Below are 16,406 nucleotides of genomic sequence, written 5' to 3'. Positions count from 1 at the left end.
CGGATTGTCGATGGTGTCGTATGGGAATCTGTACAAACGCTGCCTGCGGCGTGCAGGCGGCGTTTGTACAGATTCCCATACGACGGAGGCGCCACGAACGCCAAGTTTGCCGTAATGATCTCTGCGCGGACCATCATGCGCCCCTTGGCTAACTTTGCCACTAATTGGGGCGCTATTTGTCACCAATTTGGTCCTGCTACAGGCACTCAAACATCAATATTCCGCGCCACCAACGCGTTAGATTCGATAAAGTTCCGCCGCGGCTCCACCTCATCCCCCATAAGGGTGGTAAAGATCTGATCAGCAGCAATGGCATCCTCAATCTGCACCTTCAGCAGTCGCCGCTGGGTAACGTCCAGGGTGGTCTCAAACAACTGCTCAGGATTCATCTCCCCCAGCCCCTTATAGCGCTGACGAGAAACCCCACGCTCAGCCTCGGACAACAGCCACTGCATTGCACCGTGGAAGTCGTTGACAGTCTGATCCCGCAGCTTGTCCCCTTCACCCCGCTGCACCTTGGTCCCTTCCGGCGTCAACCCCTGGAAAGTCTTGGCAGCATTTGACAGCGCAGCGTAATCCGCCCCATGAACAAAATCCGCATCCAAATGCGACAACCGCACGTTGCCATGATGCCGCCGCGCAATCATCAGCCGATGCTTGTCAGTCTTCTCATCAAACTGCGCATACACATCGGCAGTACCGTCATCATTCACGGCAGCACCAAGCAGCGTCTTGGCATGCATCTCAGCCAGCTTGGCCTTCAGCGCCACAGCTGAGGCTTCCGCCGCAGCAGCACTATCCAGGTCCAGCGCCACGCCGTCCGCAATGGCACGCAGAGCGTCCGTATCAACAACCCGTGACAGGCGACCAATCACCCCTTCAGTCAGCTGGTACTGACGGGCCAGCTCCGTCAGAGCATCACCGCTGATTTCTGTGCCATCCGGCCGCACCAGCACAGCCTTCTCCATTGCCAACTTCAACAGATAAGCATTGAGCTCAACATCATCCTTGATATAACGCTCTTCCTTCCCATGCTTGATCTTGTACAGCGGCGGCTGCGCGATATAAACATAACCACGCTCGATAATGTCAGGCATCTGCCGATAGAAGAACGTCAGCAGCAGCGTCCGAATGTGCGATCCATCCACGTCAGCATCGGTCATGATGATGATGCGGTGATAGCGCAGCTTGTCCAGGTTGTAGTCATCCTTGCCGATCCCAGTACCAAGCGCAGTAATCAGCGTCAGCACCTCCTGGCTCGACAGCATCTTGTCAAAGCGCGCACGCTCGACGTTCAGGATCTTGCCCTTCAGCGGCAGGATGGCCTGAAACTTACGATCGCGGCCTTGCTTGGCAGAGCCACCTGCAGAGTCACCCTCCACCAGGAAGAGCTCAGACAGCGCCGGATCCTTTTCCTGGCAGTCAGCCAGCTTGCCCGGCAGCCCCATACCGTCCATCAACCCCTTGCGGCGCGTCATTTCACGGGCCTTGCGGGCGGCCTCACGGGCGCGGGCGGCGTCGACGATCTTGCCGCAGATGATCTTGGCATCGCCCGGGGTTTCCAGCAGGAAGTCGTTCAGGGCCTTGCTGACGAGTTCTTCCACGGGCAGGCGCACTTCGGACGAGACCAGCTTGTCCTTGGTCTGCGAGCTGAACTTGGGCTCGGGCACCTTGACGGAGAGCACGCAGGACAGGCCTTCGCGCATGTCGTCGCCGGTGGTTTCCACCTTGGCTTTCTTGGCGACTTCGTTTTCTTCGATGTACTTGTTGATGACGCGCGTCATCGCGGCGCGCAGGCCGGTCAGGTGGGTGCCGCCGTCACGCTGCGGGATGTTGTTGGTGAAGCAGAGCACCTGCTCGTTGTAGCCGTCGTTCCACTGCATGGCCACTTCCACGCCGATGCCGTCTTTTTCGGTATTGGCGTAGAAGATGTTGGGGTGCAGCACGCTCTTGGAGCGGTTGATGTATTCGACAAAGCCCTTCACGCCGCCGGAGAAGGCAAAGTCTTCTTCCTTGCCGGTGCGCTGGTCGACCAGCTTGATGTGGACGCCGTTGTTCAGGAACGAGAGCTCGCGGATGCGCTTGGAGAGGATCTCGTAGTGGAACTCGACGTTGGTGAAGATCTCTTCATCGGCCAGGAAGTGGACTTCGGTGCCACGCTTGTCGGTGGCGCCGATGATCTTCATCGGCGAGACTTCAACGGGCTGCCCGTCGGGGCCGGTCACGGTCTCGACGATGCGGTTCTGTACGTCGCCCTTGGCGAATTCGATCAGGTGGACCTGGCCGTCGCGGCGCACGGTCAGGCGCAGCCACTTGGAGAGTGCGTTCACGCAGGACACGCCCACGCCGTGCAGGCCGCCGGATACCTTGTAGCTGTTCTGGTTGAACTTGCCGCCGGCGTGCAGCTCGGTCATGGCGATTTCTGCCGCGCTGCGCTTGGGTTCGTGCTTGTCGTCGAACTTGACCAGGGGCGGGATGCCGCGGCCATTGTCGACGACGGAAATCGAGTTGTCGCTGTGGATGGTGACCTGGATCTCGGTGCAGTAGCCGGCCAGCGCTTCGTCGATGGAGTTGTCCAGCACCTCGAACACGAGGTGGTGCAGGCCGGTGCCGTCGGAGGTGTCGCCGATATACATGCCCGGGCGCTTGCGTACCGCCTCCAGGCCTTCCAGGATCTGGATCGAGGAGGCTCCGTAGGTGTTTTCCTGTTGCGGTTTCTGCTGTTCGGTCATGTCTTTCCTACTTACGGCGAATACGGGATTCGGGCCGGGCCGGCATGAACGTCATGCTGGCGGGGCGCGAAGGGTCCGCATGGCGGGTTACTAAAAACGGCAAAAGGGGCGGATCGTCATTTCGATCCTGCCCCTGCTGCGGGATGTTCATCCCCAGGACTTCCCGGCCGGGCCGGGTGTCATAGCGTGCCGTTTGCTGCTCCGGTATCTCGTCTTGCGCGTGTCCTGTTACCGGATCATCAGATGCGCATCGGCATGACGACGTACTTGAAGTTGTCGTCTTCCGGCACGGTAATCAGCGCACTCGAATTCGAGTCGCCGAGGCTGACCTGCACCTGCTCGCTCTTCAGGTTGGCGAGTACGTCGAGCAGGTAGGTCACGTTGAAGCCGATATCGAGCGCGTCGCCCGAGTAATCGAGTTCCAGCTCTTCCTGCGCCTCTTCCTGGTCGGCGTTGGTGGAGCTGATCTTGAGCATGTGCGTGTCGAGGATGCAGCGCACGCCCTTGAATTTGTCCGTCGTCAGGATCGCGGTGCGTTGCAGCGCCTGCTGCAGCCGCACGCGGTCGATCGCGAAGGCATTCTTGTAGCCCTTGGGGATCACGCGCTGGAAGTCGGGGAACTTGCCCTCGACCAGCTTGGAGATCAGTTCGATATTGGCGAACGTGAACTTGACCTGGTTGGCGGCGAGCTGCACCTGCACCGGATCGTCGTTGTCTTCCAGCAGGCGCTGCAGTTCCAGGATGGTCTTGCGCGGGATGATGACTTCCTGGCGCGCGCCCACACCGGCGGCTTCGGTTTCCAGCTCCACGCCGCAGTACGCCAGGCGGTGGCCGTCGGTGGCGACTGCCATCACCTTCTTGCCTTCGACCACCAGCAGCATGCCGTTCAGGTAGTAGCGGATGTCCTGCTGCGCCATGGCGAAGTGGACCATCGCCAGCAGGTGCTTGAAGGTCTTCTGCGGCAGCGTGACGCTGGCGTTGAATTCGCTGGCTTCGGCAACGGTCGGGAATTCCTCGGCGGCCAGCGTCTGCAGTGCGAAGCGGCTCTTGCCGGATTGCACGGTCATGCGCTTGTCGTTGAGCGACAGGGCCACGTCGCCGTCAGGCATGGCACGCAGGATGTCGAGCAGCTTGCGCGCGGCCACGGTGGTGGCGACGCTGTCGTTGCCGACGCCGCATTCGGCGTGCGTGGTGATCTGGATCTCGATGTCGGTCGACAGGAAGGAAACGTTCGACCCGGACTTGCGAATCAGCAGATTGGCCAGGATCGGGAGGGTGTGGCGGCGCTCCACGATGCCGCTCACGATTTGCAGCGGACGCAGCAGGTTGTCTCGCGAGGTTTTGACCAATTGCATTGAATTTATCCTTCGTCGTTTGTAGTCGGCGACCGCAGAACGCAAACAACTCCAAATTCACTTAGGAATCAAGGAGTTAATATACCATTGTACCAAGGATAAGCCGCTGCGGTGAAGCGGGGCGGGACCGGCCGGCGGGCCAGCTGTGCACAAAAAGCCACGCTGGCGCATAACGCACTTGCCATCCCGTCCCGACTCACCGCAAAGCCTTATCGGTGGCCACTTTCCGGTCACTTGCCCCGGCGTCGCTGACGTTAATTCCCCAGGCGCCACGGGTTGTCCGTGGCGCGCACCCTACAGTATGCCAGCCCCGCGGGGCCGACCCTTCAAAAATGCCTTCTAGCCGGGACTGATCCCGTCAGCCCTTGAGCGTTTGCTCCAGCACGTGCAGCTCGTGGTTGAGCTGCGCATCCTTGCTGCGTTCGTCGGCGATCTTGCGCACGGCGTGCAGCACGGTGGTGTGGTCGCGGCCGCCGAACAACTCGCCGATCTCCGGCAGGCTCTTCTGCGTCAGCTCCTTGGCCAGGTACATCGCGATCTGGCGCGGCCGTGCAATATTGGCAGGCCGCTTTTTCGAGTACATGTCAGCGACCTTGATGTTGTAGAAATCCGCGCAGGTCTTCTGGATGTTCTCCACGGAGATCTGGCGGTTCTGCACGGTCAGCAGGTCCTTGAGCGCTTCGCGCGTCACCTCGATGGTGATGTCCTTGCCATGGAAGTTCGAGAACGCGAGGATCTTGCGCAGCGCGCCTTCCAGCTCGCGCACATTGGAGCGCAGGTGCTTGGCGACGAAGAACGCGACCTCTTCGGGCACGTTCACGTTCTCGGCGGCGGCCTTCTTCATCAGGATGGCCACGCGCATTTCCAGCTCGGGCGGCTCGATGGCCACGGTCAGGCCGGAGTCGAAGCGCGAGATCAGGCGGTCGTCGATGCCGGTGATTTCCTTCGGGTAGGTATCGCTGGTGATGATCACCTGCGCCCGGTTGGCGATCAGGGCCTCGAAGGCGTAGAAGAACTCTTCCTGCGTGCGGTTCTTGCCGGAGAAGAACTGGATATCGTCGATCAGCAGCAGGTCGAGCGAGTGGTAGTAGCGCTTGAACTCGTCGAACGCCTTGCGCTGGTACGCCTTGACCACGTCGGACACGTACTGTTCGGCGTGGATGTAGCGGATACGCGCGCGCGGGTTCTCCAGCAGCATGTAGTTGCCGATGGCGTGGATCAGGTGAGTCTTGCCCAGGCCCACGCCGCCATAGAGATACAGCGGGTTGTACGACTTGCCCGGGTTGTTGGCGACCTGGATGGCTGCGGCGCGGGCCAGCTGGTTGGCTTTACCGGTGACGAAGTTGTCAAAGGTCAGGATCGGGTTCAGGCGCGAGCGCTCGTGGACCGTGTCGCTGGGCTGGTGGCCGGGCATCGGCGTGGCGCCGCCCATCTGGGGCTGGTGCTGCGGGTGCTGCGGGTGCTGCGGGTGCTGCGGGTGCTGCGGCTGGTGCTGTGGCTGGCGGTAGGAGCGGGCGCTGGCCTCGGCGGGGTCCATGTGGACCACGTCGATCTCGCCCATGTCATTCACGTGCTGGTTGCCGTGGCCCCCATGCTGGCCGGGGTGCGTCTGCCCGCCCTGGCCCATGCCGCCCATCTGTGCCCGCGCGCCAGCCGGGATCGGTGCCGCCGACGGGTTGCCGTAGGGCTGTTGGCCCATGCCGTAGCCGACAGCCTGGGCAGGGTACTCGCCATAACCGGGCTGGCCGGGCATGGCGTAGGGGGGCTGGCCGCCCATCTGCTGGGCGCCGGGATAGCCGCCCAGGCCAGTACCCGGGGCTGCGTGGCCCTCCATGCCCATGCCGGCGGTGGGCGCGTGCGTGCCCAGGCTATTGGGGCCGATCCCCGGCTGCGGCGCCTGCATATAGGCAGCGGCGCGGCCGGAGGCGGCGGGGTCCAGCACGAACTGGACGCTGACCTGCGCTTCCCAATACTCGCAGGCGAGCGCGGTGATGCGCCCGGAAAACTGGCTCTTGACCCAATCGAGCTTGAAACGGTTAGGCGCGGCAATCCTCAGCGCGTGCGTTTCTTCATCGAACGCAACGGGCGCCAGCGGCTTGATCCACGTTTTGAACTGTTGCGGCGTCAGCTCGCGCTCGAGTTGCGCTGCTGCCGCCTGCCAGAAATCTTGCATTGTTTGTTGTTTAGTAATCGCACCCGGTGACCGCGGTCCGGGCACGCCACGGGCGACGCATACGCCGCGCGATCCGGGCCTCCCTCACCGTCATGGAACCGAATGGGAATCAGTTCCGGCCAGCAAGACCTCCGCAGCATGCCATGCCGCCGCCGGCGAGCCTTCAGGTTCGCCGCGCTGGCGTGCGTTCAGTCATGCGTTGCCGCGGAGGGAGCCCGGGTTGCGCCTGCGCCACGCAGCCCGTGTTGTGTTTGGACCCGGATTGTACCCCCGCCTCTGAGTTATCCACAAAGGATAAGTCTGTGGACAACTTGTGCAAATGCAGTGGATTGCTGTGCACAACCCTAGCTGTGAAGCGGGTTTCCGGGATGCCAAAACAGGCGAAATCTCTGGCAAAACAGGGACTTCGACCGCAAATGTCCTCTCCCCAGGTGGCATCTACAGCACATGCACTTACCCACCGACCATTGTGGACAATGGGCCACCGACGGCGCCGCGGCGGTGTAGCAATTGTGCTCGCGCACACAGACGTTCGCCTTGACAGTGCGCTCGAAACTGGGTTAAATGCCGGGTTCTGCGATGCGGCAGGGGATCACGTATGCGCATCGCCGAGTCTGGCCTGTCCGTGCCGTCCGCGCCCACAGGTCACTGGCCTGCAGCGCGCGCCACACGGCCGGCAGCAAAGACAGAACCAGAATCGTCGGACAAGCCGCGGCAGTTCCTTGCCAGCGGCAACCCCCATGCGAACCATACGCGGCGGCCACGGCAGCCCGGCACCGGCCGGAGTCGGGCAAGCCCAGATCAACCAGAGAGTGCAACATGAAACGTACCTACCAACCTTCCGTTACCCGCCGCAAGCGTACCCACGGTTTCCGCGTGCGCATGAAGACCCGCGGCGGCCGTGCCGTCATCAACGCACGCCGCGCCAAGGGCCGCAAGCGCCTGGCCATCTGAGGCCCGGGCGACCGGCCTGACGGCGCGCCCGGCGCCGGCTGCAGCGTACCGCAGCCGTGCCGCGCAGCCGTCAATGCCTCCCGCCTCGGCTTCAGGACGGCCAGCAGCTTGCCGCAGGGCGCCGCTTTTGCGCCAGCAGTATTCTTCGCCAGCGCTCGCAAGTGTTACCCAGCGTGTCAGCCCATGCCTTCCCCAAAGCCGCAAGGCTCACAAAGACGGATGAGTTTTCATCCGTTTTTGCTTTGCGGCCCCGGCGGCGCAGCCCGCATTTCGTGCTGTACGTGCGCGCCAATGACCGGCCGGAAGGCCGGCTTGGCGTGGTGGTGGGCAAGAAGTTCGCGCCGCGCGCGGCCGAGCGCAACCTGGTGAAGCGCATGGCGCGCGAGCTGTTCCGTCAGCGCCGCGAAGAACTGGCGGGGCGCGACGTGCTGCTGCGGCTGCAAGCCAAGTTCCCGCGCGCGGAATTTGCGACGCGCGCAGCGGTCCGAAGAGCGTGCGCGGCGGAAATCGCCAGCCTGCTCGAGGTAGCGGCAAGGCCTCTGCCTCCACCGGCGCCGCCCGCACCGCCTGCCTCGCCATCGGCACCGCCTTCCGCGGCGCCACCGGCGAGCACTTCGCAAAGCCAGCCACCGAGCCTTCCCGCCTGACCGCCCCGCCATGAAGCGAATCCTGCTAGCCCTGCTGCGCATCTACAAGATCGCCCTGAGTCCCTACCTGGGCTCGCAGTGCCGCTTCCTGCCGACCTGTTCCGACTACGCCCGCGACGCCATCGTCCATCACGGCGCCGCGCGCGGCAGCTGGATGGCCGCCTGCCGGCTGTGTCGTTGCCATCCCTTCACCGAAGGCGGGTATGATCCCGTGCCGGGCACGGAAGCCGACACTGCCAGGCCGGACACCCGCACGGGCCGTTCCGTCCATGCCGCGACAGGCCATGCGCCTGCCGCGATCCGTCTGCCCAGACCCTGATTTCTCCGACCACAGCCAGACATGGATATCAAACGCACCATCCTCTGGGTCATCTTCTCGATGTCCCTTGTGCTGCTCTACGACAACTGGCAGCGCGCCCAAGGCCATGCGTCGATGTTCTTCCCGAGCACGACGCAGCAGCAGGCCGCCTCGGCGCCGGCCGCCAGCGGCGCGGCCGCGCAGGGCGACGTGCCCAAGGCCAACGTGCAGCCGGGCGCAGCCGCCCCGGCCGCAGGCGCTGCCCCGCAGGCCGCCGCCCAGCCCACCGGCGAGAAGATCGTGGTGACCACCGACACGGTGCGTGCCGAGATCGACACCGCCGGCGGCATCGTGTCGCGCCTGGAGCTGCTCAAGGAGCACGAGAAGGACGGCAAGCCGGTGGTGCTGTTCGAGCGTGACAACGTGCGCACCTACATGGCGCGCTCGGGCCTGATCGGCGGCGACCTGCCCAACCACACCACGGTGTTCACCGCCGCCCCGGGCCCGCGCTCGCTGGACGGCGCCGAACAGCTGGAAGTGACGCTGACCGCCGAGAAGAGCGGCGTGAAGCTGACCAAGACCTATGTCTTCCACAAGGGCACCTACGTGGTCGACGCGAAGTTCGCGGTCACCAACGCGGGCACCGCGCCGGTCTCGCCGACGCTGTACATGGAACTGGCGCGCGACGGCAGCAAGGTCGAGCAGTCGCAGTTCTACAGCACCTTCACCGGCCCGGCGATCTATACCGACGCCGACAAGTACCACAAGATCAGCTTCGAAGACGTCGCCAAGGGCAAGGCCAGCGTGCCGGCTGCGACCAACAGCGGCTGGGTGGCGATGGTGCAGCACTACTTTGCCTCGGCCTGGATCCCGCAGACCGGCAAGGAGCACAGCTTCTACGTCCAGCAGATCGATCCGAACCTGTACCGCGTGGGCATCCAGCAGCCGCTGGGTGAAGTGGCCCCGGGCGCCACGGTGAGCACCGATGCGCGCCTGTTCGCCGGTCCGCAGGAAGAGCACATGCTCGAAAAGATCGCCCCGGGCCTGGAACTGGTGAAGGACTACGGCTGGCTGACCATCCTGGCCAAGCCGCTGTTCTGGCTGCTGGAGAAGCTGCACGGCTTCCTGGGCAACTGGGGCTGGTCGATCATCGCGCTGACCGTGCTGATCAAGCTGGTGTTCTTCCCGCTGTCGGCGGCAAGCTACAAGTCCATGGGCAAGATGAAGGACCTGCAGCCGCGCATGACCGCGATGCGTGAGCGTCACAAGAACGACCCGCAGAAGATGAACCAGGAGATGATGGCGCTGTACCGCACCGAGAAGGTCAACCCGCTCGGCGGCTGCCTGCCCATCGTGATCCAGATCCCGGTGTTCATCGCGTTGTATTGGGTGCTGCTGTCGTCGGTGGAAATGCGCGGCGCGCCGTGGCTGGGCTGGATCCATGACCTGTCGGTGCCGGATCCGTTCTACATCCTACCGATCGTGATGGCCGTGTCGATGTTCGTGCAGACCAAGCTGAACCCGACCCCGCCGGATCCGGTGCAGGCCAAGGTCATGATGATCATGCCGCTGGTGTTTTCGGTGATGTTCTTCTTCTTCCCGGCCGGCCTGGTGCTGTACTGGGTGGTGAACAACATCCTGTCGATCGCCCAGCAATGGCAGATCAACCGCATGCTCGGCAAGGGCAAGGCGGTGGTGGTGGCCAAGAGCTGATCCCGTTACAGGACGATGCGGTAACCATGAAGCCCGGCAGCGATGCCGGGCTTTTTGTTTGTAGCGGGCGTATGCTTTCCGGCTGTACCGACGCCGCATGCGCCATCCAACAGGAGATTCCCGATGAACTGGTCCGCCCAACAATACGTCGCCTTCGAAGACGAACGCACCCGACCGGTCCGCGACCTGGTCGCCGCCATTCCCAACGAGATCGTGCGCAGCGCGGTCGATATCGGCTGCGGGCCGGGCAACTCCACCGAGGTGCTGCTGGCGCGCTATGCAGGTGCGTCGGTGACCGGGCTGGATAGTTCGGATGACATGGTCGAGGCGGCGCGCAAGCGTTTGCCGGACGTGCAGTTCCGCGTGGCAGATATCGGCGCCTGGGACGAGGCCGGGCCTTACGACGTGATCCTGGCCAACGCCGTGCTGCAGTGGCTGCCCGACCACGCCGGGCTGTTCCCGGCGCTGGTGTCGAAGCTCTCCCCCGGTGGCACGCTGGCCGTACAGATGCCGGACAACCTGGAAGAACCCGCGCACCGGCTGATGCGCCAGGTGGCGGCGGAAGGCCCGTGGGCCGGCAAGCTTGCCGGCGCCAGCAAGGCGCGCGCCGAACGCGCTTCTGCGCAGTGGTACTACGAGTTGCTGCGCCCGGTGTGCCAGCGCGTGGACGTGTGGCTGACCACGTACCACCATCCGCTGGCCGGCGGCCCGGCCGCGGTGGTGGAGTGGTTCAAGGGCAGCGGCCTGCGGCCGTTCCTGCAGCCGCTCGATGAGGCCGAGCGCGCCGCGTATCTGGCGCGCTATGAGGCTGCGATCGCCAAGGCCTACCCGCCGCTGGCTGACGGGTCGGTGCTGCTGCCGTTCCCGCGCTTGTTTATCGTGGCGACGCGCTGAGCTTGTCGCGCAAACCCGGGCCGCCGGGGATCAGCCCGGCTTGTGGCACACCGCCTCGATGTTGTGCCCATCCGGGTCCAGCACGAAGGCACCGTAGTAGTCCGGGTGATAGTGCGCCCGGATGCCCGGCCCGCCGTTATCGCGTCCGCCCGCGGCAAGCGCCGCGCGATAGAACGCATCGACCGCCTCGCGGCTGTCCACGCGGAACGCCACGTGTATCGGCGGCTTGTTTGGCTCGCCACGGATGACCCAGAAATCAGGCTTGCCCGGCGGCCCGAAGCCCGCCACATCGGTGCTGCCGGTGACACTGGCGGGGAATTCCTTGACGATGCCGTAGCCGATGGCGCCCAGCGCCGCGAGGTAGAAGGCGCGGCTCTTGCCGTAGTCGCTGACGCTCACGCCGGTATGGTCGATCATGGCTCGCTTCCTTTCGAGGTTGGCGCTCAGGCCAGGTCCAGCACGCTCATGGTCGCGTTGAGGCGACTGACCAGCACGGATTCGCCATGGACGTCGGCGAACACATCCGCCTCCACCACGATGATCGAGCGGCCGGACTTGAGCACGTCGGCGCGGCAGCGCAGCCGGTCGCTGCGCACGGCCCTGAGCAGGTTGATCTTGAATTCCGCGGTGACCACATGCTGGCCCGCTGCGAGGATGGTCGACGCCGCCGCGCCCGCGGTGTGGTCGGCCATGGTGGCCTGCACGCCCGCATGGACGATGCCGCCTTGCTGCAGGTGGCGCGGCGTGATGGCCAGCATCGATTCGCACCAGCCGGGGCCACAGTCCGCCAGCGCGATGCCGATGTCGTTGACGAACGCGGCCTGGCGGAAGCCGGCCTCGATGGTCTCGCGCAGCAGGAGTCGCTCCTGTTCGGTGGTCATGGCTGTTCCTCGTACGGTCTCTGCATCACCAGGCGGTGTGCGCATTGCAGCGCGAAGGGGCGGGGCTGTCAACCGCCCGTGCGCCTTGTGCGCCGCACGAAGGCGCGGGCGCGTGCTGTCGCCTACACTGGAAGCATCTGCGTCACGCCTGCACCGCGCCTGATCGCATCCAGACCTCCCATGAACGCCGACGCCAAACCCGCACTGCGCCGCAAGACGCGGCCGGCCGCTGCCTTTGCCGCACTGACCGAGGCGAGCCTTGGGCGCATCGAAGCATGCCTGGACCAGTTGCTGCGCCGCGACGAGCCGGAAGACCTGCACGAGCTGCGCGTGGCGGTACGCCATGCGCGCGCGGTGCTATGGGCATTGGGGCCGTCCTTGCCGAAGCAGGAACGTGAGCGCTGGAATCGCGACCTGCGCGCGCTGGCCCGCACCACCAGCGAAGTGCGCGACTGGGACGTGTTTCTGGCCGAGACCATCGCCCCGGCGCGCGAGCTGGAGCCTGACGAGCCCGTGCTGGCCGCCGTGGCCGACACCGCCCGCGAGCGCCGTGAAGACGCGCGCGTAGCCATGCTGGCGACACTGGCTGGCTACCACGACTGGCCGCTGCCGGCGCTGCACCGCGATCTCGCGCACTTGGCGCAGCTGGCGGCAAAGGCAGGCAAAGACAGCGGCGACCGCCTCGGGCCGTTTGCGCGCAAGCGCGTGCGCCGCGGACGCCAGCGCCTGCGCAAGTTGGCCCGGGCCGCACGCAGCGGCGATGCGCGCGCGGTGCATGCGCAGCGCATCGCCGGCAAGCGGCTGCGCTATGCGATCGAGGCGTTCGAGCCGGTACTGCCGTTGCGCATCACCAAACGCCTGCACCGCAAGCTGGTGAAACGGCAGACAAAGCTCGGCAGCCTTGTCGATGCCATGGTCGCGCGCCGGCTGATGGCCGACTGCCTGCAAGTGCAAACGCTCCCCGATGAAGCGCCGCTGCAGTTGCCCGGCGCAAGCTGACGCCCCGCCAGCCACGGCGGCCAATCCACCGCGCGCCGCTGGCGCCGATTGCCACCAGCCCGCGCGCCACGCCAACCGCACACGATCTGCGACAATACCGCCATGACTGCTCCCCAGGTTCCCATTGCCGCGATCGCCACCGCGCCCGGACGCGGCGGCATCGGCGTGGTGCGCGTGTCGGGCCACGATGTCGGCCCCGTGATGCGCGCCGTCTGCGGCCAGGCGCTCAAGCCGCGCCACGCCACCTACCTGCCGTTCATCGACGCCCATGGCAAGGTCATCGACCACGGGCTGGCGCTGTACTTCCCGGCGCCGAACTCCTACACGGGCGAGGAGGTACTCGAGCTGCAGGGCCACGGCGGCCCGGTGGTGATGCAGATACTGCTGACGCGCTGCCTGCAGGCCGGCGACGGCATCGGCCTGCGCCTGGCCGAGCCGGGCGAGTTCACGCGCCGCGCCTTCCTCAACGACAAGCTCGACCTCGCCCAGGCCGAGGCCGTGGCCGACCTGATCGAAGCCAGCACCGAGGCCGCGGCGCGCTCGGCAGCGCGTTCGATGGAGGGCGAGTTCTCCAATGCGATCCGCAAGCTTGTGGATAAGGTCATCCACCTGCGCATGCTGGTGGAAGCCACGCTGGATTTTCCCGAGGAAGAGATCGATTTCCTCGAGCAGTCCGACGCGCGCGGGCAGCTCGCCACCATCCGCAATGAACTTGGCGCCGTGCTGGCGCAGGCGCGCCAGGGCGCGCTGCTGCGCGAAGGGCTGTCGGTAGTGCTGGCGGGCCAGCCCAACGTGGGCAAGTCCTCGCTGCTCAACGCGCTGGCCGGCGCCGAACTCGCCATCGTCACGCCGATCGCCGGCACCACGCGCGACCGCGTGCGCGAGACCATCCAGATCGACGGCATCCCGCTGCATATCATCGACACTGCTGGCCTGCGCGAGCACGCCTCCGACGAGGTCGAGCGCATCGGCATCGAACGCACCTGGGACGCAATCCGCCGCGCCGATGTCGTGCTGCACCTGGTGGATGCCACCGACTACCTGCGCCACGGCCTGTCCGAGGCCGACGACGCCATCGACGACCAGCTCAGCGGCCAATTGCCGCCGGGCTCGCCGATCGTGCGCGTGGTCAACAAGATCGACAAGGCCCCGGCGGTGGGCGACACGATGTTTGGCGGCAACCGGCCCCACGTGGTCGCCGCCAATGGACCCAACCCGACCGAGATCTGGATCTCGGCGCGCACGGGCGCCGGTATCGAGTTGCTGCGCCGCGAACTGCTGCGGCTGGTTGGCTGGCAGTCGGGTAATGAGGGCACTTTCCTCGCGCGCGAGCGACATCTGACGGCGCTGCGCAGTGCGCAGTCGCATCTCGATATTGCGGCGGAGCAGGCCGAGCACCAGGCGCAGGCGCTGGATCTGTTCGCGGAGGAGCTGCGGCTGACGCAGGAGTGCCTGAACAGCATTACGGGTGAGTTCACCAGCGACGACCTGCTGGGCACGATCTTCACGCGCTTCTGCATCGGCAAGTGAGCGCGGCCGCGCGGCACCAAGCCACGCCACGCATCCCCCCGGCCGCAGGTAAACTGCAGGCCACCTCCTCATGCCAGGCGCCGGCCGCTTGCGGCGCCCCCTCTCGATGCGCCTGATCCTCATCACCTTCGGTACCCAGGGCGACTGCCGCCCGATCGTTGCGCTGGGCCTGGGCCTGCGCAATGCCGGCCATGACGTGCTGATGCTGGGCGAACGCTCGGCTGCCCCATTGGCCGTGGAACACGGTCTGGCGTTCGCGCCGATGGCGGGCGATATCCAGCAAACGCTGGCGCCGGGCGGCGCGTTGCACAAGCTGATGACCGAAGGCGGCAACGTGGCCGAGGCCACGCGTGCCTTTGCGCGTATTGCCGAGGACAACACCGAGGCGTGGATGGCGCAACTGGCCGAGGCCGCAGGCGATGCCGACGCCATCGTGTTCTCGGGCCTGACGGGCTACGTGGCGCTCACGGTGGGCGAGCAGCTCGGCAAGCCTGTGATCGCCGCGGGCATGTTCCCGATCTCGCCGACGCGGGCCTTCCCGTCCGCGCTGTTGCCACCGTTCAGGATGCCGGGGTGGGCCAACCGCGCCAGCCATCACGTCATCAACCACGTGCTGTGGCGCATGTTCCGTACCGCCACCAACGCCGCGCGCGGCAAGCTGTTCGGCGTGCCGCCGCGCAAGGCGATGTGGCGCGATTTCCCCACGCTGTACGCGATCTCGCCGCACCTGGTGCCGCGCCCGCGCGACTGGCATGCCGACTGGCTGGTGAGCGGCGCGTGGACCATGCCGCCGCAGCGCGACTGGCAGCCTGGTGCGCCACTGCGGGATTTCCTCGCCGCGGGCGAGCCGCCACTGTATATCGGCTTCGGCAGCATGGCGGGTTTTGACCGGCTGAGGGTGGTGACGGCGCTGGTAAAGGCGGTCGATGGCCGGCGCGCGTTGTTCTATCCGGGCTGGAGCGGCATCGACGTGTCCGCGCTGCCGGCCAGCTTCCACGTGATCGGCGCCACGCCGCATGACTGGCTGCTGCCGCGCGTGTCGGCGGCGATTCACCATGGCGGCGCGGGCACCACGCATGCGGTGGCGGCGGCGGGCGTGCCGTCGATCGTGCTGCCGTTTGCGGGCGACCAGTTCTTCTGGGCGGGCCGTCTGGCGGCGCAGGACGTGGCGCCGCCCTATGTCGAGGGGCACAAGATCGATGCGGCGCGGCTGGCGTCGATGATCGGCTTTACCGAGCAGCCCGCCACGCGCGAGAAGGCCGCCATGCTGGGCCGCGCGATCGCCGCCGAACGCGGCGTGGACAATGCCGTGGCGGCAATCGAACGTTTCTGCGGCCGGCGCGGGGCATAATCCGCTTCCGACCTTCGCATTTCACCCAGGCAGGACCTCCAGATGTTGAACCGTACCCAGCAAATCCTCGTTGCCATCGTTGCCGTAGCTGTCCTTGGCATGTTGTGGTTTGCCGGCAATGACCGGCGCGACGATGTCGGCGGCGCCCAGCCCGAAGCGCAGGCCGAAGCCAGCGCCGCAGTCCCGGCAGCGGCCAGCGACGTGCGCGGCGTGCCGCGCGACGGCACGCTCGACCCGATCAGCATCGATCCCGAGCGGCCTGCCGACCGCCTCCCGCAGTACCAAGCCAGCACGATGCTGGACGACTATCGCGACAACCCCAAGGCCGCGGACGCGCGCTACGTCGGGCTGTACCTGATCGTCGAAGGCGTCGCCAGCGGCATTCGCCGCGAGGGCGACCAGGTCTTTGTTGATATCCGCACCAACGATCCCGGGGTGAATGTGCGCGCACTGCTGCTGGAACGCCAGATCTGTGGCCCGGCCGGTCGGGTGTGCGGCGTGGAAGCCCGGGCTACGATGGTGCGGCGCGGCCAGAAAGTGGCGCTGGAATGCAACGGCGCGGGGCTGGCGGACGGCACGCCACTGCTGCGCGACTGCCTGCTGCGCGGCGGCGCGAACTGATCGTCGCATCGACCATTCCGGAGTTTCGCTATGCAATCCGTGCTGTCCGTCCTCGCCATCCTGATCGCGGTTGCCACCATCGTGGGCGTGGTTTCTCCCGCCTGGCTCAGCCAGACGCTGCTCGGCGGCAAACCCGTCACTCGGCTGCAGGTGGCGATCATCGGCATCTGCCTGGCCGGGCTCTGCCTGATCCTGGTGGGCCGGCTGGCGCAGGGCGGGGCAGGCGGCTAAGGCGCTACGCCGGGCCGAAAACACGGG

Annotated in this window: 15 protein-coding genes; 10 read left to right on the top strand and 5 right to left on the bottom strand. The window is 65.8% G+C overall.

All coding sequences use genetic code 11. The features are described from left to right. Positions 1-206: 206 nt before the first annotated feature. From gyrB to dnaA, 3 genes are all read right to left on the bottom strand, one after another. Positions 207-2,732: a DNA topoisomerase (ATP-hydrolyzing) subunit B gene (gene gyrB, locus K307_RS25565; protein ID WP_042883658.1), complete on the bottom strand. Its 2,526-nt coding sequence runs from the start codon at positions 2,730-2,732 to the stop codon at positions 207-209. A gap of 239 nt (positions 2,733-2,971) precedes the next feature. Then, positions 2,972-4,087 (bottom strand): DNA polymerase III subunit beta, encoded by a 1,116-nt coding sequence (gene dnaN, locus K307_RS25560; protein ID WP_042883657.1) that lies wholly within the window; start codon positions 4,085-4,087, stop codon positions 2,972-2,974. Between the two features lie 358 nt (positions 4,088-4,445). Further along, positions 4,446-6,260 (bottom strand): chromosomal replication initiator protein DnaA, encoded by a 1,815-nt coding sequence (gene dnaA / locus K307_RS25555; RefSeq protein ID WP_042883656.1) that lies wholly within the window; start codon positions 6,258-6,260, stop codon positions 4,446-4,448. An 819-nt stretch (positions 6,261-7,079) separates the two neighbouring features. Between dnaA and rpmH the strand changes: the two genes are divergently transcribed. The 5 genes from rpmH (at position 7,080) to tam (ending at position 10,766) form a co-directional block, all read left to right on the top strand. Beyond that, positions 7,080-7,214, top strand: a complete 135-nt coding sequence (rpmH, locus tag K307_RS25550; protein ID WP_008650850.1) for a 50S ribosomal protein L34 — start codon at positions 7,080-7,082, stop codon at positions 7,212-7,214. Between the two features lie 173 nt (positions 7,215-7,387). Then, entirely contained in the window at positions 7,388-7,861 is a 474-nt protein-coding gene (gene rnpA, locus K307_RS25545; RefSeq protein WP_155301280.1) for a ribonuclease P protein component, read from the top strand. Positions 7,862-7,871: 10 nt separating this feature from the next. Then, the gene (gene yidD / locus K307_RS25540) at positions 7,872-8,180 is read left to right on the top strand and encodes a membrane protein insertion efficiency factor YidD (protein WP_022537110.1); all 309 of its coding nucleotides are present in this window, start codon (positions 7,872-7,874) and stop codon (positions 8,178-8,180) included. Between the two features lie 21 nt (positions 8,181-8,201). After that, positions 8,202-9,872 (top strand): membrane protein insertase YidC, encoded by a 1,671-nt coding sequence (gene yidC, locus K307_RS25535; RefSeq protein ID WP_042883654.1) that lies wholly within the window; start codon positions 8,202-8,204, stop codon positions 9,870-9,872. 123 nt (positions 9,873-9,995) lie between these two features. Continuing rightward, positions 9,996-10,766 (top strand): trans-aconitate 2-methyltransferase, encoded by a 771-nt coding sequence (gene tam, locus K307_RS25530; protein ID WP_042883653.1) that lies wholly within the window; start codon positions 9,996-9,998, stop codon positions 10,764-10,766. Positions 10,767-10,796: 30 nt separating this feature from the next. On the opposite strand, the gene K307_RS25525 is transcribed toward tam, so the two are convergent. Both K307_RS25525 and K307_RS25520 read right to left on the bottom strand, forming a co-directional pair. Further along, positions 10,797-11,183: a VOC family protein gene (locus K307_RS25525; protein ID WP_042883652.1), complete on the bottom strand. Its 387-nt coding sequence runs from the start codon at positions 11,181-11,183 to the stop codon at positions 10,797-10,799. A gap of 26 nt (positions 11,184-11,209) precedes the next feature. Further along, positions 11,210-11,647 carry a PaaI family thioesterase gene (locus K307_RS25520; protein WP_042883651.1) on the bottom strand — a complete coding sequence of 146 codons (438 nt, stop codon included), beginning with the start codon at positions 11,645-11,647 and terminating at the stop codon, positions 11,210-11,212. A 180-nt stretch (positions 11,648-11,827) separates the two neighbouring features. Between K307_RS25520 and K307_RS25515 the strand changes: the two genes are divergently transcribed. The 5 genes from K307_RS25515 (at position 11,828) to K307_RS25495 (ending at position 16,379) form a co-directional block, all read left to right on the top strand. Next, complete coding sequence (locus K307_RS25515; protein WP_042883650.1) at positions 11,828-12,646, top strand: CHAD domain-containing protein; 819 nt, start codon at positions 11,828-11,830, stop codon at positions 12,644-12,646. A 102-nt stretch (positions 12,647-12,748) separates the two neighbouring features. After that, a complete protein-coding gene (gene mnmE / locus K307_RS25510; protein WP_042883649.1) occupies positions 12,749-14,176 on the top strand; it encodes a tRNA uridine-5-carboxymethylaminomethyl(34) synthesis GTPase MnmE in 1,428 nt (475 codons plus the stop codon). A gap of 106 nt (positions 14,177-14,282) precedes the next feature. Next, positions 14,283-15,527, top strand: a complete 1,245-nt coding sequence (locus tag K307_RS25505; RefSeq protein WP_042883648.1) for a glycosyltransferase — start codon at positions 14,283-14,285, stop codon at positions 15,525-15,527. 42 nt (positions 15,528-15,569) lie between these two features. Continuing rightward, on the top strand, positions 15,570-16,148 hold the full coding sequence (locus K307_RS25500) for an OB-fold putative lipoprotein (protein ID WP_042883647.1): 579 nt from the start codon (positions 15,570-15,572) through the stop codon (positions 16,146-16,148). Positions 16,149-16,178: 30 nt separating this feature from the next. Then, positions 16,179-16,379 carry a hypothetical protein gene (locus tag K307_RS25495; RefSeq protein WP_022537101.1) on the top strand — a complete coding sequence of 67 codons (201 nt, stop codon included), beginning with the start codon at positions 16,179-16,181 and terminating at the stop codon, positions 16,377-16,379. Positions 16,380-16,406 lie beyond the last annotated feature (27 nt).

Source organism: Cupriavidus necator A5-1 (assembly GCF_000744095.1).
GTDB lineage: Bacteria > Pseudomonadota > Gammaproteobacteria > Burkholderiales > Burkholderiaceae > Cupriavidus > Cupriavidus necator_A.
This window is presented reverse-complemented; position numbering and strand designations above follow the sequence as displayed.